Consider the following 17782-nt stretch of genomic DNA (forward strand, 5'->3'; position numbering starts at 1 on the left):
TTTGACCACTACAACGAGTCGCATCCGCACAGCGCCCTGAAATACTGCTCACCACGCGAGTTTCGCCAGCGAGCAGATTCACCAACCTAAGCGTGACCGCATGTCCGGTCATGCAGGGGCAAGTCCAAACGGCTTGAACTGCCGCCTGCGCCATTGCTGACGTGATTCAGATATTCCAGGCCCGCGTCGAGGCGGCCATATAACGTCACGCTCGTTTGACCATATGCCAGCGGACTTGCCACTGCGAGAGCAGCCATTAATTTTGTACGTAGTCTCATTGTTTTGCCGTGAGTTTTTTATATGGCGATGCAGGGCAAAGCAGACTGCGAATGTTTCAAAACTACTTGAACACGCCGTTGCCAGTTTCGATGATGCGCGGGCTGCAGACCGCTGTGAAGCAAGCCCAGTGCGAAACTCAGCCTGAAATGCGAGAGAGATGTTGCGAAACTACATCGCCGGTTCGTCGAACTATAGGCGATACGCGCGTGCCCGCCTATCCGGTTCACGCAATTAATTCTTGCGGCCCACGCACTCGACACGCACGGCAAAGACCCGAAATGGGTGATCGAAAGCCGCTCAAGATAAGATAGTCGGTCATCCGGCATCAGCCAGATCGCAACGCATTATTCGTTATCGACTCTTCAACCTTTGCCATGAATGCGCCTGAACTGACCGAAGACGAAAACCTTGGCCTTTACCAGCGCGCAACGGAAAACGGCGCGGAATGGTGGCGCGTGAGTGTGGCCGACCGACCGGAAAACTACCGCCTCGAACATGGCGTCGACAACGGCGGCGGACCCGGCGCAGTCGATATCGATCTCGTGGTGGACGCGGAGAATCTGCGCGCGAAGCTCAAGAAATGGCGCCGCGAAGGCTTCGCAATCGACACGGACGACGCCGCCAGCGAGCAGTCCGCGGCCGGACGCGTCGCCTTCATGCCGGAACTGCTGCGCGCCGCGGCGCGGGCTACGGCGGCGAAACATAGGCAGGCGGAAGGCACGGGCGAAACCGTGCGAGTCGGCCATGTGGATGTGCCCTGCGGCGCCGACAATCCGCTCGTGCCGCGTCTGAACCGCGCCTATCTGTTCTCCGAGCGCTTTAACGACATTGTCGAGGACATCGTCGAAAACCGGCGCGTGATGCTGATCGGCCACACCGGCGCCGGCAAGACCAGCCTGATCGAACAGGTGGCGGCGCGTTCGCGTCACGGCGTGCTGCGCTCGAACATGAACGGGCAGACCACCGTCGGCGACTTTGTCGGCTTCTGGACGGTCAAGGGCGGTGAGACGATCTGGGTCGACGGCGTGCTGCCCACGGCCATGCGCGAAGGTCTCTGGCTGATCGTCGACGAAATCGATTTTGCCGAGCCGTCTATTCTCGCCGCCCTCACCGCCGTGCTCGAACCGCACGGCCGCCTCGTGCTGAAAGAGAAAGGCAACGAAATCGTTGCGCCGCATCCGGCTTTCCGGCTGTTCGCCACGGCGAACGCGGTCGGTGCGATGAGTCAGTTCCGGCATCTGTATCAGGGCGCCAATCTGATGAACGAGGCGTTTCTGGATCGCTGGCGCGTGTATCTGCTCGACTATCTGACACCCGCTGAAGAAGCCGATGTGCTGATGGCCACGCTCGCCCCGCACATGACACGCACGCTCGCCACCACGCTCGCCGCGATCGCCGCCGACTGCCGCGCGGCGTTCGCTCGCGAAGACCTCTCCAGCGCATTCTCCACGCGGCGCCTGCTCGACTGGGCCGAACTGATGCTGCGCACCGGCGACCCCGAACGCGCCGCCGGCCCCGCCATCTACGCGAAGGTGAGCCCGGAAGACGCCGCGTTGATTCGCGGCATCATCCGCCATCACATCGCGCCGGCTCCCGACGCGTGAACGCCATGCACGCCACGCGTGACATGCGTGACACGCGCGGCTTCGCGTTCGAATCCACGCTCAGCAAGGTCGCCCGCGTGCTGACCGGGCAATATGGCGTGACGGTCGCGTTCAGTCCGGACGGTCCGCGCGTGGAACCTGGCCGCATCGTCATTCCCGACTACGAGTTGAATGGCGGGATCGACCGCGACGTGCTGATCGGCTATCTGGATCTGCTGGTCGCGCGCGCCAAGCATGCTTCGCTCGCACAACTCGACGCGCTGCCCTCGGGCGTCGCCGCGAATCTCGCGCAGATGATCGAAGACCGCCGTGTGTGCGGGCAATTGCTCGACGAATATCCGGGTGCGCGCTGGTTCATCGGCAAGTTGCGCCTCCATGCCGCCGAGCGTGTGCGGCAACGCTGGCCGAAGCTGCATTGGCGCGAGAGGCTGGTCTGGCTGGTGGAACGCGCGTTGTGGGACGAAGCGCCCACCAGGACCGAAGCCAGCCATTCGCTGCTCGCCGCCTTGCATGCCGCGCAGGATCTGCTGCACGATGCTCGCGCGAGCCGCTCGACCGCGCAGAGCATCGCGTCGGCGCAGGCGCTCGTGGCGCGCGTACGCGCGCTGTCGGCAGGCGAAGTGAACAGCATGGCGTTCACAGCGGATGCGCTCGAAGACATCGATACCGAAACGGCCGCGTCACCGTCCACGCCGCTCGATGACGACGACACCGTGCTGCCCGACCAGGACAGCGCGAACTCGCCGCCGTCGGATCGAAGCGGCGGCGCGCAGGCGGACAACGCGGTCGGCATGGGTCGATCGCTGGCAGACGCGCAACAGCCGTCCGAGCGTTCCGAAGGCGAAGCAGCCAGCTCCGCGGCGGATGCATCGCGAGCCCGGCTGTCGATTCCGCTCGCCACCGAATTCGACGACATCCGCGATCTCACGGGCCAGGGCGACAGCGCCGCGTGGCGCGAACTGCGAGCTCAGGCTCGCGCGGACACCGCGCCGCTCAAGGAAAAGCTCGAACGCGCACTGAGCGCGGACGAGCGCACACGCTGGCGCCGTGAGCAGGAGCGCGGCGAGATCGATCGCACTGCGCTGGCCAAACTCGCGACCTCGCCCGGCTATCGCACGCCGTTTCGCACGCAGCGGCCCGCCAAAGGACGCGACGTGGCCGTGACCCTGCTGATCGACCGCAGCGGCTCGATGGCCGGCCGCAAGATCGAACTCGCGCGCCAGTGCGCGGCCGCCCTGTGCGATGCGCTCACGCAGTTGTCGTTCGATTGCGAAGTACTCGGCTATTGCTCGGTCGAATCCTTGCCCATGCAGCAGCTCTACGCGCGGCAACTCGCCGCCGGCGCGGATTTACGGCGCTATAACCGCTTCGTCGAACGGCTCGATCTGAAGGTCTACAAACGCTTTGGCGCGACCGATCTGAGCGGGATCGCCGCCATCGACTGCGGACACGAGAATCCGGACGGCGAGGCGCTGGCCTGGGCCGCGACACGGCTCGCCGATCACCCGGCCGAACGGCGCATTCTGATGATGTTTTCCGACGGCTACCCGTCCACCGGCGACGGCGATCCGCAGGTGCTGCGCAGCGATCTGCGCGAGCGCATTGCGGCCATCGGCAAGTGCGGTATCGAACTGGTGGGAATCGGCGTGCTGACCGATGCGGTGGAGGACTTCTATCCGCACAACGTGGTAGTGAGCCGCCTCGCCGAACTGCCGGCGACAGTGTTTTCCGTGTTGAGTTCGATGCTGCTCGCACGCTGACACCAGCGCTCACGCCGCTCAAAATGCATTCAGCGGAATCTTCAGGTAACGCACGCCGTTGTCTTCCGGCTCCGGAAACCTGCCCGCGCGGATGTTGATCTGAATGGCCGGCAGAATCAATGTCGGCATGCCGAGCGTGCGATCGCGCGCGGTGCGCATCGCCACGAACTCCGCCGCGCTCACGCCGTCGTGCAAATGAATATTGCCGCGCCGCTGTTCGGCCACCGTGGTTTGCCATTGCGGCCCGCGCGATGGCGGCGGATAGTCGTGACACATGCACAGCCGCGTGTCGGGCGGCAGCGCGAGCAGTGTGTGCACGGAGTCGTACAAGGTATGCGCGTCGCCGCCGGGAAAGTCGCAGCGTGCCGAGCCGACGTCCGGCATGAACAGCGTGTCGCCGACGAACACCGCGTCGCCGATCCGGTACGCCATGTCCGCCGGTGTATGGCCGGGCACATGCAACGCCTCGCCGCTCAACTCGCCAATGCTGAAAGTCTCGCCGGGCGCGAACAGATGATCGAACTGGCGACCGTCGGTGTGCATGTCCGCGCCGAGATTGAAGATGCGCCTGAATGTGCTCTGCACGATGCGGATGCTCTCGCCGATCGCAATCTTGCCGCCCAGGGTGTCCTTCAGATACTGCGCGGCCGACACGTGATCGGCGTGCGCATGCGTTTCCAGCACCCATTGCACACGTAGTCCATGCGCGTTGACGAACGCGATGACGCGCTGCGCCGACTGCGTCGACGTGCAGCCCGACTTCGGATCATAGTCGAGCACCGGATCGATCACCGCGCACAGCGAACCTTCGGCCGCATAGACCACGTACGTGAACGTGCCGGTGGTGTCATCGTAAAACGCTTCGATTTGAGGCGTCATGGTCGGCTCCCCCGCTTACGCCGATTGCGGCCTGAACGGATACTGTTCGATCTGGCCGCCGCGCGCCACCACCACCGTGCTCTCGGGAATCTCTTCCCACCAGCCCGGCAGGTCCGCAAGCGGCTCGGACAACACCAGAAACGCATTCTCGCCAGCCGCCGCGATGCGCGGATCGTCCGGATACAACTCGTGCAGATGATGGAACGAGGTGCTGTGAAACAGCGAGCGCGACTGCCCTTCGCTCGAATAGCGCACCGCTACGATCTGCTCGCCGTCGGTGACGCATACCGTCATGTTCAGCGGTTCATCCACGCCGTGCTTGCGGCCGGTTTCCTCGACGAATGCCACCATCCGCTCGAGCGCGGTGACCGGCGCCAGTTCCAGGCCGAAGGTCAGCGCGAGAAAAAACATCACCTCGGAATCCGTCGAACCTTCGATGGACGGAAACAGATCGGGGTCGATCATCACCATCAGATCGCGGCGCACGGCCGGATAGTTGCGGATCAGGCCGTTATGCGCGAAGAGCCAGCGGCCGTGGCGAAACGGATGACAGTTGGTTTCCTGCGGGGGCGTATCCGTCGCCGAACGAACATGCGCGACGAACAGCGGCGCGCGAATCGCCCGCGCGGCTTCGCGCAGATTGCGGTCGCTCCACGCCGGCTGGATGCAGCGGTAGCGAAACGGAATATCGGTCGGTTCGCCATACCAGCCGATGCCGAAGCCGTCGCCGTTGGTCGTGGTGTAGCCGAGCCGCGAATGCAGGCTCTGGTCGATCAGGGAATGTTTGGCGTTGAACAGCACCGTCTCGAGCTGGAGCGGGTTGCCCGTATATGCGAGCCAACGGCACATGAGGTGTTCTCCTGTCGGGTGCGTGAGCGCCCCCGGCGCCGGATGGTGCGGTGGGCCGCCGGGTACGCGTCTATTTGACCACCGGTTGCATGGTCGCAATCGGGATCAGGAATTCGGAGAAGCCGGTCAGCATGATCTGCACGCCGATGCACAGCAGCAGAAAGGAAGATACACGCATGGCGACCTTGGTTCCTTCCACGCCGAGATACCTGGCGAAAATCACCGCGCGGCTGTAGACCAGATAGACCGTGACGGCCACCGCCACCGAGATCACGACCGACGCGATGCTCGAAATCACGAACTCGGAGAGCTTATGCGTGCGGTTCGCGGTCAGTGCGATGGCCGTGGCGATCGACCCCGGCCCGGTGGTCAACGGAATGGTGAAAGGAAAAAATGCCTTCGACATTGCATTGTCCGCGTCCACCCGCTTGACCGCCGGCTGCTCGCCCGGTTGCGTATCCGGCGCGTTGAGCATCTGCCAGCCACCCACAGCCACGGCGAGACCACCGCCGATGCGCAGCGCCTGCATGGAGATGCCGAAGAAATGCAGAATCGGCGTGCCGATGAAGAACGCCACCAGCAGCACGCACAACACGTTGATGGCGATTTTGCGAGCCAGCACCGTGCGTTCTTCCTTGCTCAGCGAAGCCGTCCGGTCAAGGAAGACAAAAGCAATGCCGATTGGATTGATGATGCTGATCAGCCCGGTGAAGCCAAACAGAATGTCCGGGATCAGACTTTCGACCATATGCGTTTCCGTGTCGAGCGGCGGCTCGGGTAGTTCGTCTGCCCACCCGGCACGCCGCGCCATGTTGATAAGACCGGACTCTCTCCGGTGATTCAGGTGATGCTCTCGTTGCGTGGCGAGATGATATCGCGGCGCGCCAACCGCAACCGTAAAAAAGCCTCGAGGCCGCCGGGCGTACCGCAGCGCGCCACGCTGTGCGCGCCGCCTTGCAGCGCAGCAACCGGCCCCATAAAGATGCGCCCGCAACTTTCAGAAAGCCTACACTTTTTTGACCTGCTTTACGCGGCCAAAGCATCAGGCATACAGTCCCCAGCGAAGCCGCACTTTCAACGAGACGTACTTACCGGTTCGAGGAGTTGCCCCCATGTTGCTTCGTGTCCTTGCCGCGCTGCCGTTCATCGGCATTCTGCTCGGCGTCCCGTTTGTGAATCGTGTCGAGCCGCTGATACTCGGCATGCCGTTCGTGCTTGCCTGGATCGTCATGTGGGTGGTGCTCAGTTCGATCATCATGGCGATCATCTACCGGATCGACCCGTCCAACCGTCAGCTTGCCGTGGACGGCGAGGAGGCCAGTTCATGAGCGCACTCATCATCATTGCGGCGATTACGCTATTTGCGCTTTACCTGGGCGTGCGCGCGAGGCGCGGCCACGACATGAGTCTCGAACAATGGACCGTGGGCGGCCGCAGCTTCGGCACCGCCTTCGTATTTCTGCTGATGGCCGGCGAAATCTATACGACCTTCACGTTCCTCGGCGGCAGCGGCTTTGCTTACGGCAAGGGTGCGCCGGTCTACTACATTCTCGCGTACGGCACGCTTGCCTACATTCTCTCGTACTGGATGCTGCCGCCCATCTGGCGTTACGCGAAGAAACACCGGCTCGTCTCGCAGCCGCACTTCTTCACGCGCAAATACGAAAGCCCCGCGCTGGGTACGCTCGTCGCACTGGTCGGCGTGGCCGCGCTGATTCCGTACCTCGTGCTGCAATTGAAGGGACTCGGCATTATCGTGGCAACGGCCTCGTACGGCGCGATTTCGTCGACGGCGGCCGTGTGGATCGGCGCGTGTGTGGTGACGGCTTATGTGATCGTCTCCGGCGTGCGCGGTTCGGCGTGGAATTCGGTGGTGAAGGATCTGCTGATTCTGGCGATCGTGCTGTTCCTCGGCATCTATTTGCCGCTGCACTACTACGGCGGCTTCAGCGACATGTTCCGCGCAATCGACGCCGCCCGCCCCGGCTTCCTGACCTTCCCGGCCAAGGGTTCGAGCGTGACCTGGTTCCAGTCGACGGTGCTTCTGACGGCGCTCGGCTTTTTCATGTGGCCGCATACGTTCGGTTCGATTTTCACCGCGAAGGACGAACGCATTTTCCGCCGCAACGCGATGGTGCTGCCGCTGTACCAGTTGATTCTGCTGTTCGTGTTCTTCGTGGGCTTTGCCGCGACGTTGAAGGTGCCCGGTCTGAAGGGCGGCGACATCGACCTGTCGCTGTTCCGCCTGTCGTTGCAGGCCTTCGACCCGTGGTTCGTCGGTGTGATCGGCGCGGCCGGGATTCTGACCGCGCTGGTGCCGGGCTCGATGATCCTCACGTCCGCCTCCACGCTGCTCGCCAACGACGTGTATCGCGGCATGGTGAGCCGCAACGCTTCGGACGCCACGGTGGCGACGCTCGCGCGTGTGCTCGTGCCGGTCGTGGCGCTGGTGGCCGTCGGCTTCACGCTGCAAGGCGGCGAAACCATTGTCGCGTTGCTGCTGATGGGTTACAGCTTTGTGACCCAGCTCTTTCCCGCGGTGATCTGCAGCCTGCGTCCGCATAACCGCGCGACCAAACAAGGCGCGTTTTGCGGGATTGTAGCGGGCGTGGCGGTAGTGGCCGTGACGACGACCATGCATCTGAGCATCGGTCAGTTGATGCCGTTCCTGCCCGACGCGTTGAAGGACGTCAATATCGGGTTCCTGGCGCTGGCGGTGAATATCATCGTCTTCGCGGCGGTGAGCGCGGTGACGCAGCCGCGGCCGGTCGAGCAGACGCATGCGCCGGTGCATTGAGTTGCGAGCGGGCTGGAAGGTGTTGATGGGCGATCCAGCGTTCAGAAGCCGATCGGCTGGATAGCGAACGCTTCAGACATTCAAGGACGGCACAGGCCGGCAACCTGTGCCGTTGTGTTTTTTGCATCGTTGCTTTGCTGCTGCGCCGTGGAAAGTTAGAAAAGCACATCGGGATATAGGTGCCGTGAGGTGCCGTCGCGCATTCGGCATGGACTAATCTGGCTGCCAGCGGTAGTCACCGTTGACCAACGTGCCACCGCGGCTGGTAGCGTCACTCTGACGGGCAACCTCCTTGTCGCCAGACCTCGCCGATGAGCCGCTCACGATAGTTGCGCCGCAACTGATCATGTCGCCGACGCGGGCACCGAGGCGGCCGTTAACAAGATGTGCAACGATCGGCTAGTGCCAGGAAACGCATCCTATCTCTGCGCCTGAATGTCAAATCTACACACGAATGAAAAAACGCTTTTCAGACAACGAGCTGTCAATACAAATAAATAGGCCGTGCACGCCACAAAATCGTCCGCCCGCACTGCAACACAAACCCTCTGTCTGAGCCAAACCGAAATTCAAACATCAGGCACACCCCTTGCTGAACAGACGCGTCTACGCATCTCACCGCACTGTGCGAGTGCACAAATCCCGTCCTTGGGGGCCGCTTTGCCGCTCAACGTTCTTCTCGTCGCTTCCGAAGCCCTGCCACTCGCCAAATCCGGCGGCCTCGGCGACATGGTCAGCGCATACGCCGCCGCTCTGCGCGATGCCGGCGCCGCTGTCTCGATCCTGATGCCCGCGTATCCGGCCGCGCTCGAACGCGCCGTCGACGTCGCGCCCGTCGCGCGCATGACCGGCCTGCCCGGCGGCGACGCGCGGCTGCTGCGCGGCCACATGCCCGATACCGGTGTGACAGTGCTGCTTCTGCAGATGGATCACCTGTTCGCGCGCGAGGGCCTCTACCGCGATCCGCAAGGACGCGACTATCTGGACAATCTCACGCGTTTCGCATCGCTCGCGGCAGCGGCCGCGCGGGTGGCGCGCGGCGTGCGCAACGTGAAGCGCCCCGACATCGTGCACGCGCACGATTGGCATGCAGGACTCACGCCGCTGTATCTGCGGCTTGCGGGCGTTGCCGCTAAAAGCGTCTTCACGATTCACAACCTGGCGTTCCAGGGCAACCATCCGCTCGCCATGGGCGGCTGGATCGGCGTGCCGCCCGAATTGCTGGCGCCCGCGCTTTCCGACGAACGCAGCATCGAGTTCTATGGTTCGCTCAGCATGATGAAAGCCGGCATCGTCCATGCGGATCGCGTCACGACCGTGAGCTGGCGTTATGCACGCGAAATCCTGACGCCGCGTTTCGGGCACGGCATGGAAGGCGTGTTGCAGGCGCAGGCCGGCAAGCTCTCGGGCATCGTCAACGGCATCGACACGGCGGTATGGAATCCGGCTACCGACAAACATATCGCGCGCCCCTATTCCGTCGACGATACGGCGGGCAAGCAGGCCTGCAAGCGCGAATTGCAGCAGGCCTTCGGTCTGACGCGCGATCCGTTCGCACCGCTCGTCGCCATCGGTAGCCGTCTTACCGAACAGAAACTTGCCGATGTCGTCGTGCATACGCTGCCGGCATTGCTCGAACGGCATCCGCGGCTGCAGTTCGCGATTCTCGGTCAGGGCGAGCAAGGCATCGAACAGGCACTGCAGGACATCGCGGGCGCCTGGCCGGGACGCGTCGGCGTGCAGATCGGTTATGACGAGCGGCGGGCGCACATGCTGCATGCGGGCGCGGACATTCTGCTGCACGGCAGCCGCTTCGAACCCTGCGGACTCACGCAGCTCTACGCGATGCGCTATGGCACGATTCCGGTGGCCTCGCGCGTGGGCGGGCTGGCCGATACGATCGTCGATTATCTGCCGCACGACCCGCGCGGCGACAGAAAGGCGACCGGCTTTCTGTTCGACGGCGAAAGCCCGGATGACGTGATGCATGCACTTGGCCGCGCGCTGGACGCGTTCGTGGAGCCGTCGTCGTGGCATGTGTTGCAGCGTAATGCGATGAGCCGCGACTTCGGCTGGGGAGCATCGACTTCGAACTATCTCGCGCTGTACGCGGATCTGGTGGATGCGCGTCCGGCACAGCCCGATACGCGGGTCCGCAAGACTTCCGTGCGGGCGCGTGCCGCCGCTGCGGGTAGCCGCAGGGATGAGTTCAATACGGGGCTCGGGGAGATGGCGCGCAGCGCGTGATGGCGTTGAGGCGCTCCGGCTGAGATCGACGGCTTCGAGGCGCGTCTGACACGTTATGCTACGCGGCATACACCCATGTTTCATGGAGCCGCCCATGCATTCGCCCGTTCTCCGGGTCGCCCGCCCTACTAACAACCTGCATAAAGTCACCGATTTCTATACACGTGGGCTCGGCTTCGACGTCCTTGCGAGCTTCGAGAATCACCAGGGCTTCGATGGGGTCGTTGTCGGACGGCGAGGCTGTCCCTGGCACATCGAGTTCACACGTCAACACGGTGTCACAGTGGAACGGGCACCGACCACCGAGCATCTTCTCGTGCTCTATCTACCCGAACGCGACGCATGGAGCGCGGCCGTCGAACGGCTCGAAGCGCTCGGCGTGACGGCCTGCGAATCAGAGAATCCGTACTGGGATCGTCAAGGTAAAACGTTCGAAGATCCCGATGGGTATCGGATCGTTTTGCAGAATACGGCCTGGGGATAACGGCGCGTGTGGTCGGCGGCAAGCTCGTCACAGCGGACTTCCTTGCGGTGTCCCGACACCTCGCCACCACGCTCCTAATTCATCTGCTTGCCCACAATCACAATCCCCCGTGAAAGTCCGCTCACGCTGTCCACCGCCAGCGCCGCCGCGTACAACTGCGCGACCGGCACCCAGACAGCGGGATACTTGTAGCGCGCCACGTCGAGCAGCAATGCGCTGTCGCTTGCCGAGTCGTAAGCGGCGAGCGGCGACCAATGTCCGCCGCCCGTCTCGCCAATCTCCATCCGTCTGAAATTCAACAGCACGAAGCGGTCGTTGTGGCCCGTGGTGGTACGCACGAGATCGCGGAACTGGCCGAGCGACAGGTCCGCGGCGTGATACTTCCTTACCCCGACCGGAAATGCATTGAGGGCGGTGCCGAGCTGGTCGAGCGTCATGCCCTCTCTCGATACCTGCGCGGCGTTGGCCACCTGCGGATCGATCCCGCGAAAGAAATCTTCCTGCGAAAAGAACGGGAAATCGGGGTATTGCGTCGACTCGGGCCGGCGGATGCCCAATGCGTTGAGCGCCATGACCGACGTTGCGACGGAGCAATAGGCTTCGTTACGCTGGGTTTCGAAGTACTGCGAGAGCGGCCAGTACGACTGGTTGGCTGCGGAGCCCGTCAACCGTTTCTGACCGGCCGGCTGTGCCAGCGCGACGAGGTTCGTGGGAACTGGAAGCGGTCCGTCGGCCGGGCGCGCGGCAGCGCGCGCGCCGGCCTGGGTTGCGGTCTGAACCGCGGTCTGAGCGGCGGGCCGAACAAGCGCGGGCTGATCCACGGCCGCTTGTACGCCGGGCTGACTCGCAACCCGCGGCACCGGTGCGCACGCGGCCAGCGCCGCCATCAGAACCGCGACGACCCACTCGGGTTGGCTCAGGCGCCGCACGGCGCGCATCAACGAATATCTGGACATGGATCTTTCCGCCGGGGATGAACTCACACTGACCGCGCTCGTGCCGATGCAGAAATCAGCACGCGCCAGCGAGCTTCGATTTTGTAACACGAAACAAAACCCGGCGTGCGCGACGGCGGCCATCGCACGGTCGTCAATGAACGGGCGGACCCAGGAGTGGAATTGAATGGCTGAAGCGATGCACACGACGAAAGATGGGCAAACACGCCGAACGTACGCTCAGTTGGCTCGAGCCGCGAACCCGTAACCGTTCTTGCCGCCGCGCTTGACGCGGTACATCGCGTCGTCCGCCGCGGCGACGAGGCGCTGGTAATCGTCGACGAGATCGGGAAAGCTGGCAATGCCAATGCTTGCTCGAACCAGTCCGAGCCCCATCTGCCTGTCGGTCGCAACCACACACGCAATGAGCCGTCGAGCAATCTCGGCCAGTTCGTCAGCCGCGGAAAATTCCTGGATCAGCACCGCGAACTCGTCGCCGCCAATGCGGGCGACCACATCCGCTTTGCGCACCGACTCGCGAAAGCGCCGCGATACCGCGATCAGGAATTCATCGCCGGCTTGATGGCCGAGCGAGTCGTTGACCTGTTTGAAGCCATCCAGGTCCACATACAGTACGGCGATCTTCCGGTGCGCCGATCCGGCTTGCAACTTCGCGGCGGCTTCGTCAAGCGACGCGAACAGCTTGCGCCGGTTCGGCAGACCGGTCATCGGATCGTGCAACGCGGCGTACTCGAATTCGTGCGACTCGCCAGCGAGCTGGCGATTGCGTTTGGCGTACATGCCGAGCGCGGTAAACAGCAAACAGAACAGCAACGCGGCCAGCGCGATCAATACGTTGGCGACGTGGGCAATCCGCAGGCGTACGTCCGCGCCGTCGGCATCGCGCTGCGCTCGCCAATACGCCGAGACCGTGGCGAGCAGCGCGTCGGTGCCGCTCAGACTGGCATCGGGCATCAGCGCCGAAGCGGGCACGTGCGGCGCAGCGGCCGGACTGGCATTCACCAATGCCGCGAGCGACCCGAGGCGACCGGCGAGTTCCGCGCGTGCTTGCCGGTAACTCCGCACCTGCGCTTCACGGTCGCCCGAGCTTTGCCGCCCTGCGTCGACCATCGCGCGCGCACGGTCCGCACGTCCTGCCGCTTCGAGCACGAGCCCCGCGTATTCCTGCTTCAACTGATCGGAGAAGATCGCTCTGATCTGCAAGGCGAGATAAAGAAGGCCGACCAGCAGGCAGACCAGAGAGGCGCCGGCCAGCACGGCGGGCATTCTCCTGAACCGGATCATGGAGGCATCCGCCGGATCGACGCGCCCAGCACGGCGTGGCTCAGGGATGGGAATAGATGTCTTGCCGATTCGCGTTGCCATGCTGCCGATAATTCACACGACGGAAAAAGAGCCCCAGACGAGTGAACGGATTGTCTTTGTGTCTCGCGTTGTTGGGGGTCGCACGGCGCTCTTGCGGCGTGGCGCGACTATCTTTGGCCGGTCGCGTCGAGACCGGTTGCTGTGCCGGCGGATTGCCCAGGCCGGCCGAACGGCGAGCGGAGGAAGTCGCGGAAGGTGCGGATGCGGCGGCCGGCGCGGCCTCGGCCACGAAAGCTGCCGGCAGCCGGGAGCCCGAATGTCGGGCGACTTCACCGGACCAGGAGGCCCACTGACCGCCCGCCTCCGGATCGGTGCCGGTTGGCGACGCCGTCACCGTTGAGCCGGTTGTCGCCACTGAGGTCGATGACGTCGATGACGTCACGCCCGCGGGCTTCGCGATCAGGGCCGTGTTCACCGGCGCGCCGTTGCCAAGCGCTTTGCGCGCACCCGCCATCGCTTCGGCGTATACCTGTTGATCTTGATTGAACCAGACACCGTACGCCACCGTACCGAGCACGCCAATGGCGAGCGCGCTGGCCACCGCCACGCACATGGCCAGGCGTCCGAACCTCGGCGGCGCGGCGGCGGAAAGTGACAAACCGTCCATCCGGGCGCGGGCATCAGAGCCAGCGGCCAGAGAGTTTCGCAAGTCGGGATCATTAAACATCGCAATACGCTCCGGAATCCTTACGTCTAGTGCGTCGGCGAACTTTATTCACACGATTTGGCAGATCGATACAAAGCCGCTCGACGAAGTTAGCCCCCTCATTGCATGAGAACAATACGGCAATGCTGCGCTTTAAACGGCGTCTTGGCGAGGCAGGGTTGCGTCAAAATAACAGGTAAAAGTTTTACGACGCTGGTCGTCACGCGCCGCGCCGGGAAGCATCGCGAGGCGCGCGTGCAAGCCGTACAGGCCGCGCGCAACGGCGCATTGAGCACACGGCTGGGTGTGATGCGACAACCACGCTCAAGCGCGGTGGCTTGCCCGTGCTTTACGACTCGTGCTTGAAACGCAAGAGGAAACGCAAGGGACATTCCCGCTCGCCGGCAGCCGTATCGCCGGTCGCTTCGACATATTCACACTGGCGCCCGGAAGCTCGATTTCGTCGGCACGCAGCTACTTTCATCAACGCGTGCTGCGCACGCCATCACCTGCCTCTCTCTTCCTCTCCAACGAGCACCGCGCAGTCATTGATCCCAGCCTGGAATGATTCATATGCCGTGGCGCGCCTTCCCGGCGCATACCGGAATGGATAAATTGCCCATCAACGAATCGGCATCTGGCTGAGCGTCTCCGAACTCACTACCCGGTAAAGGAAAGATCATGGCTCACTTGTTCACCCCGAAGAAAGTCGGCGCCTACACCCTCACGCATCGCGTCGTGCTCGCCCCGATGACCCGTCTGCGCACCATCCAGCCCGGCGACATTCCCAGCCCGATGATGGCCGACTTCTATGGCCAGCGCGCCTCGCAAGGCGGCCTGGAAATCGTCGAAGGCGTCAGCATTTCAGTTCCGGCCCGCTCGTATCTGGGCGCCGCGAGCTTCTACCACGACGGCCAGGTGGAAGGCTGGAAGGCGATTGCCAATGCGGTTCACGCCAGCGGCGGCCGCGTCTTCATGCAACTGATTCACGGCGGCCGTCAAAGCCACGTCGAAATGACCGGCGGTGTCGCGCCGGTCGCGCCTTCGGTCGTGCCGTTCGAAGGCGTGGCACTCACCAAAGACGGCTTCGTGCCGGCCTCGCCGCATCGGGCGCTCGGTATCGAGGAAATTCCGGGCGTCGTCGAAGAGTTTCGCGTGGCGGCCCAGCGTGCGCACGACGCGGGCTTCGACGGCGTCGAACTGCACGGTGCGAACGGCTACCTCGTGGACCAGTTCATCCAGGACGGCACCAACCGGCGCACCGACGCCTACGGCGGCCCGATCGAAAATCGCGTGCGCTTTCTGCGCGAAACGGTCGAGGCGCTGATTTCCGTGTGGGGCGCGGAGCGGGTCGGCGTGCGCATCTCGCCATCCGGCGAATGGGGCGGCATCTCGGACAGCAATCCCGAAGCCACCTTCAGCCACGTCGCGAGCGTGCTCGACGGATACGGCATTGCGTATCTGCACGTGATCGAACCACGCATCAAGGGCGACGACACGCTGCACGACGACCACCCGCCAGTCGCCGTGAAGTACCTGCGCCCACATTTCTCCGGCCCGATCATCGCCGCCGGCGGATTCGACGGCGACAGCGCGGAAGCGATCGTCGCATCGGGCGACGCGGACCTGGTCGCCTTTGGCCGCCACTTCTCGTCGAATCCGGACCTGCCCTACCGGCTCCTGCACAAGCTGCCGCTTACGCCGTATGTGCGCGCGGCGTTCTGGGGGGGCGACGAAAAGCATTACTCGGATTTCCCCGCATATTCGCCTACTGTAGAAACCGCTGAAGAAACCGGCGAAACCGCATGAGCCGAGGCGCCCTCACCTCGCCTGCGGCAGTTCTGCTCACTGCACCCTTACCGAACCCGGAGACTGTCATGTCACGCACCATCAAGTTTGCAAAGGCCGGTGGCCCCGAAGTGCTCGAATTCATCGAGACGCCGGTTGCCGCGCCGGGCCCGCATGAAGTTCGCATCAAGGTCGAGGCGATCGGCCTGAATCGCGCCGAATCGATGTGGCGCAACGACGCCTATATCGAGCCCGTCAGCTTTCCTGCGGGATTGGGCTACGAAGCCGCCGGCGTCGTCGATGCGGTCGGCGCCGAGGTCACGGGCATTGCGCCCGGCGACAAGGTCAATGTCATGCCGTCGTTCTCGATGAATCAGTACTTCACGTATGGGGAAGTCATTCTTGCGCCGGACTACGCCGTCGTGAAGCATCCCGAGTCGCTCTCGTTCGCCGAGGCCGCGTCGGTGTGGATGATGTTCGTCACGGCCTATGGCGCGCTGATCGAAGACGCAAAGGTGACCAGGGGCGATTTCGTCCTCGTGCCCGCCGCGTCGAGCAGCGTGGGGCTCGCGGCCATCCAGATCGCCAACTATGCGGGCGCGACTTCGATTGCGCTCACGCGCACGTCGGCGAAACGCCAGCAACTGCTGGATGCCGGCGCCGCGTATGTGATCGCCACTGCAGAAACCGATCTGGTAGCCGAAGTCATGCGCATCACGGACGGCAAAGGCGCGCGCGTGGCGTTCGATCCGGTCGGCGGCCCGACCTTCACGAAGCTGCTTGCGGCAATCTCGTTTCAGGGCATTGCGTATATCTACGGCGCGCTGAGCGAAGAGGCCACGCCACTGCCGGTACTGGAGATGATCGCCAAGGTGTTGACCGTGAAGGCGCACAACATCTGGCTGACAAGCGGCGATGCCGCGCGCCGGAAAGCTGCCGTGGATTACGTGCTCAAGGGTTTGGAGAGCGGCGCGCTCAAGCCGGTGATCGACCGCACCTTCACGTTCGACGATATGGTGGAGGCTCACCGTTATCTGGAGACCAACGGCCAGTTCGGCAAGATCGTCGTGACGGTCTAGGCGGGCTTTGCGGATTCGAGCGTTGACGCGGTAGTGCGTGAAGCGGGAGCGGCTTCGTCGGCGAGACAGTTTTCCACGAACGCGGTGAACTGTCTCGCCTTGGTGCTTGCGAGGCGTCCGGTCGGATAGACGGCCGCCAGGCTGATGGTCGGCAGCAGCCAGTCGTCCATCACCGACACCACCGTGCCCGACTTCAGCTCCGGCGTAAAGGCCCATTCGGATGCGACCGCGACGCCCATATCGGCGAAAACGGCTGCGCGCAGACCTTCGGTCGCCGTGATCTTGAGCCGCCCTTGCATCCTGACCGAGACCTCGGCGGTTTCCTTGCGGAACTTCCAGTCTTCGCCGCCGCCGTCACGTGTGTAAATCAGGCACTTGTGCGCGAGAAGATCCGCGGGCGCCTTGGGAATGCCGTAACGGCTGAAGTACGCCGGCGTGGCGATCACGCGGCGCCGAGCCTCGGCGATCCGGCGCGCGGTCATGTTGGAGTCCGCGAGCACGCCCATCCGCAAGGCCACGTCGATACCTTCTTCGACGAGGTCGATGTTCCTGTCGTCGAGAACGAGCTCCAGTTCGAGGTTGGGATGTTCATCGAGAAAAACCGGTAAACGCGGCACGATATGCAGCCGCGCAAAACACACCGCGGCCGACACCCGCAGCTTGCCCGAAAGGCCCACCGCGGTGCCGCGCGCGGCGAGCACGGCTTCGTCGGTTTCCTCGACGGCGCGTTTGGCGCGCTGATAGAAGCTGTTGCCGGCTTCCGTCGGCGTGAGGGTGCGTGTAGTGCGAAGCAGCAGCTTCACGCCCAGCCACTCCTCGAGCTGCGCGATGGCCTTCGACACCGCCGGCTGACCGACGCTTCCCATGCCCGCCACGTTTCTGCTCGATCGCGACGGCAGCGTTGCCCTGGCCCACGTCGACGTGGACTACCGCAAACGACTCGACGTCGAATCGCTGCTGCGCGCGCTGAAGGCGCTACAGGCAAGGCACGCAGCGAAGCTGCATGCGCTGCGTGAGCGCCCCGGCCACAGTCCGTAGATGCGCGTTGC

General features: G+C 63.7%; 19 protein-coding genes and 1 pseudogene. 11 read left to right on the forward strand and 9 right to left on the reverse strand.

Features of this window, described 5'->3' with window-relative positions; translation table 11 throughout:
• Positions 1-128: 128 nt before the first annotated feature.
• Positions 129-257: pseudogene (locus NE850_RS34240) on the reverse strand (porin); the annotation flags it as partial.
• A 396-nt stretch (positions 258-653) separates the two neighbouring features.
• Between NE850_RS34240 and NE850_RS34245 the strand changes: the two are divergent.
• The gene (locus tag NE850_RS34245; protein ID WP_310699980.1) at positions 654-1883 is read left to right on the forward strand and encodes an AAA family ATPase; all 1230 of its coding nucleotides are present in this window, start codon (positions 654-656) and stop codon (positions 1881-1883) included.
• Positions 1884-1888: 5 nt separating this feature from the next.
• Positions 1889-3643 (forward strand): cobaltochelatase CobT-related protein, encoded by a 1755-nt coding sequence (locus NE850_RS34250; protein WP_165189655.1) that lies wholly within the window; start codon positions 1889-1891, stop codon positions 3641-3643.
• Positions 3644-3661: 18 nt separating this feature from the next.
• Here the strand turns inward: NE850_RS34250 and NE850_RS34255 are convergent, their stop codons facing one another.
• The 3 genes from NE850_RS34255 to NE850_RS34265 all read right to left on the reverse strand — a co-directional run bounded on the left by NE850_RS34255 (position 3662) and on the right by NE850_RS34265 (position 6119).
• A complete protein-coding gene (locus NE850_RS34255; protein ID WP_310699981.1) occupies positions 3662-4522 on the reverse strand; it encodes an MBL fold metallo-hydrolase in 861 nt (286 codons plus the stop codon).
• A 15-nt stretch (positions 4523-4537) separates the two neighbouring features.
• Complete coding sequence (locus NE850_RS34260; RefSeq protein ID WP_310699983.1) at positions 4538-5371, reverse strand: class II glutamine amidotransferase; 834 nt, start codon at positions 5369-5371, stop codon at positions 4538-4540.
• Positions 5372-5441: 70 nt separating this feature from the next.
• A complete protein-coding gene (locus NE850_RS34265; RefSeq protein ID WP_310699984.1) occupies positions 5442-6119 on the reverse strand; it encodes a MarC family protein in 678 nt (225 codons plus the stop codon).
• A 364-nt stretch (positions 6120-6483) separates the two neighbouring features.
• Here NE850_RS34265 and NE850_RS34270 point away from each other — a divergent pair, with 364 nt between their 5' ends.
• Entirely contained in the window at positions 6484-6699 is a 216-nt protein-coding gene (locus NE850_RS34270; RefSeq protein ID WP_007177406.1) for a DUF3311 domain-containing protein, read from the forward strand.
• The gene (locus NE850_RS34275) at positions 6696-8168 is read left to right on the forward strand and encodes a sodium:solute symporter (protein WP_007177407.1); all 1473 of its coding nucleotides are present in this window, start codon (positions 6696-6698) and stop codon (positions 8166-8168) included. Before NE850_RS34270 ends, NE850_RS34275 begins: the two co-directional genes overlap by 4 nt.
• Positions 8169-8381: 213 nt before the next feature.
• Here NE850_RS34275 and NE850_RS34280 read toward each other — a convergent pair whose 3' ends face one another.
• Positions 8382-8564, reverse strand: a complete 183-nt coding sequence (locus tag NE850_RS34280; protein ID WP_084747671.1) for a PAAR domain-containing protein — start codon at positions 8562-8564, stop codon at positions 8382-8384.
• A 264-nt stretch (positions 8565-8828) separates the two neighbouring features.
• Here NE850_RS34280 and glgA point away from each other — a divergent pair, with 264 nt between their 5' ends.
• Both glgA and NE850_RS34290 read left to right on the forward strand, forming a co-directional pair.
• Positions 8829-10415 (forward strand): glycogen synthase GlgA, encoded by a 1587-nt coding sequence (glgA, locus tag NE850_RS34285; protein WP_007177408.1) that lies wholly within the window; start codon positions 8829-8831, stop codon positions 10413-10415.
• A 94-nt stretch (positions 10416-10509) separates the two neighbouring features.
• A complete protein-coding gene (locus NE850_RS34290) occupies positions 10510-10899 on the forward strand; it encodes a VOC family protein (RefSeq protein WP_007177409.1) in 390 nt (129 codons plus the stop codon).
• A gap of 74 nt (positions 10900-10973) precedes the next feature.
• On the opposite strand, the gene NE850_RS34295 is transcribed toward NE850_RS34290, so the two are convergent.
• Positions 10974-11855, reverse strand: coding sequence for a phytochelatin synthase family protein (locus tag NE850_RS34295; protein ID WP_007177410.1), 882 nt, complete (start codon positions 11853-11855; stop codon positions 10974-10976).
• On the opposite strand from NE850_RS34295, the gene NE850_RS34300 reads away from it, so the two are divergent.
• A complete protein-coding gene (locus NE850_RS34300; protein WP_157187706.1) occupies positions 11854-12021 on the forward strand; it encodes a hypothetical protein in 168 nt (55 codons plus the stop codon). The genes NE850_RS34295 and NE850_RS34300 overlap by 2 nt on opposite strands.
• 53 nt (positions 12022-12074) lie before the next feature.
• Here NE850_RS34300 and NE850_RS34305 read toward each other — a convergent pair whose 3' ends face one another.
• Together NE850_RS34305 and NE850_RS34310 are read right to left on the reverse strand one after the other, a co-directional pair.
• Positions 12075-13139, reverse strand: a complete 1065-nt coding sequence (locus NE850_RS34305; RefSeq protein WP_165188463.1) for a diguanylate cyclase — start codon at positions 13137-13139, stop codon at positions 12075-12077.
• 40 nt (positions 13140-13179) lie between these two features.
• Entirely contained in the window at positions 13180-13887 is a 708-nt protein-coding gene (locus NE850_RS34310) for a hypothetical protein (protein ID WP_165188465.1), read from the reverse strand.
• A 337-nt stretch (positions 13888-14224) separates the two neighbouring features.
• Here NE850_RS34310 and NE850_RS34315 point away from each other — a divergent pair, with 337 nt between their 5' ends.
• The 3 genes from NE850_RS34315 (at position 14225) to NE850_RS34325 (ending at position 16733) form a co-directional block, all read left to right on the forward strand.
• The gene (locus NE850_RS34315) at positions 14225-14434 is read left to right on the forward strand and encodes a hypothetical protein (protein ID WP_157187707.1); all 210 of its coding nucleotides are present in this window, start codon (positions 14225-14227) and stop codon (positions 14432-14434) included.
• A 113-nt stretch (positions 14435-14547) separates the two neighbouring features.
• Positions 14548-15675 carry an alkene reductase gene (locus tag NE850_RS34320; protein ID WP_007177413.1) on the forward strand — a complete coding sequence of 376 codons (1128 nt, stop codon included), beginning with the start codon at positions 14548-14550 and terminating at the stop codon, positions 15673-15675.
• Positions 15676-15743: 68 nt separating this feature from the next.
• A complete protein-coding gene (locus NE850_RS34325; RefSeq protein WP_007177414.1) occupies positions 15744-16733 on the forward strand; it encodes a zinc-dependent alcohol dehydrogenase family protein in 990 nt (329 codons plus the stop codon).
• Here the strand turns inward: NE850_RS34325 and NE850_RS34330 are convergent.
• The gene (locus NE850_RS34330) at positions 16730-17599 is read right to left on the reverse strand and encodes a LysR family transcriptional regulator (protein ID WP_007177415.1); all 870 of its coding nucleotides are present in this window, start codon (positions 17597-17599) and stop codon (positions 16730-16732) included. The genes NE850_RS34325 and NE850_RS34330 overlap by 4 nt on opposite strands.
• On the opposite strand from NE850_RS34330, the gene NE850_RS34335 reads away from it, so the two are divergent.
• On the forward strand, positions 17598-17771 hold the full coding sequence (locus NE850_RS34335) for a hypothetical protein (protein ID WP_157187708.1): 174 nt from the start codon (positions 17598-17600) through the stop codon (positions 17769-17771). The two genes, NE850_RS34330 and NE850_RS34335, sit on opposite strands and share 2 nt — an antisense overlap.
• Positions 17772-17782: the final 11 nt, after the last annotated feature.

Source organism: Paraburkholderia sp. USG1 (assembly GCF_031570135.1).
GTDB lineage: Bacteria > Pseudomonadota > Gammaproteobacteria > Burkholderiales > Burkholderiaceae > Paraburkholderia > Paraburkholderia dioscoreae.

Coding starts and splice junctions, on each gene's coding strand:
- NE850_RS34245 (WP_310699980.1), top strand. CDS start 654: ATGAATGCGCCTGAACTGACCGAAGACGAAAACCTTGGCCTTTACCAG.
- NE850_RS34250 (WP_165189655.1), top strand. CDS start 1,889: ATGCACGCCACGCGTGACATGCGTGACACGCGCGGCTTCGCGTTCGAA.
- NE850_RS34255 (WP_310699981.1), bottom strand. CDS start 4,522: ATGACGCCTCAAATCGAAGCGTTTTACGATGACACCACCGGCACGTTC.
- NE850_RS34260 (WP_310699983.1), bottom strand. CDS start 5,371: ATGTGCCGTTGGCTCGCATATACGGGCAACCCGCTCCAGCTCGAGACG.
- NE850_RS34265 (WP_310699984.1), bottom strand. CDS start 6,119: ATGGTCGAAAGTCTGATCCCGGACATTCTGTTTGGCTTCACCGGGCTG.
- NE850_RS34270 (WP_007177406.1), top strand. CDS start 6,484: ATGTTGCTTCGTGTCCTTGCCGCGCTGCCGTTCATCGGCATTCTGCTC.
- NE850_RS34275 (WP_007177407.1), top strand. CDS start 6,696: ATGAGCGCACTCATCATCATTGCGGCGATTACGCTATTTGCGCTTTAC.
- NE850_RS34290 (WP_007177409.1), top strand. CDS start 10,510: ATGCATTCGCCCGTTCTCCGGGTCGCCCGCCCTACTAACAACCTGCAT.
- NE850_RS34300 (WP_157187706.1), top strand. CDS start 11,854: ATGGATCTTTCCGCCGGGGATGAACTCACACTGACCGCGCTCGTGCCG.
- NE850_RS34295 (WP_007177410.1), bottom strand. CDS start 11,855: ATGTCCAGATATTCGTTGATGCGCGCCGTGCGGCGCCTGAGCCAACCC.
- NE850_RS34305 (WP_165188463.1), bottom strand. CDS start 13,139: ATGATCCGGTTCAGGAGAATGCCCGCCGTGCTGGCCGGCGCCTCTCTG.
- NE850_RS34310 (WP_165188465.1), bottom strand. CDS start 13,887: ATGTTTAATGATCCCGACTTGCGAAACTCTCTGGCCGCTGGCTCTGAT.
- NE850_RS34320 (WP_007177413.1), top strand. CDS start 14,548: ATGGCTCACTTGTTCACCCCGAAGAAAGTCGGCGCCTACACCCTCACG.
- NE850_RS34325 (WP_007177414.1), top strand. CDS start 15,744: ATGTCACGCACCATCAAGTTTGCAAAGGCCGGTGGCCCCGAAGTGCTC.
- NE850_RS34335 (WP_157187708.1), top strand. CDS start 17,598: ATGCCCGCCACGTTTCTGCTCGATCGCGACGGCAGCGTTGCCCTGGCC.
- NE850_RS34330 (WP_007177415.1), bottom strand. CDS start 17,599: ATGGGAAGCGTCGGTCAGCCGGCGGTGTCGAAGGCCATCGCGCAGCTC.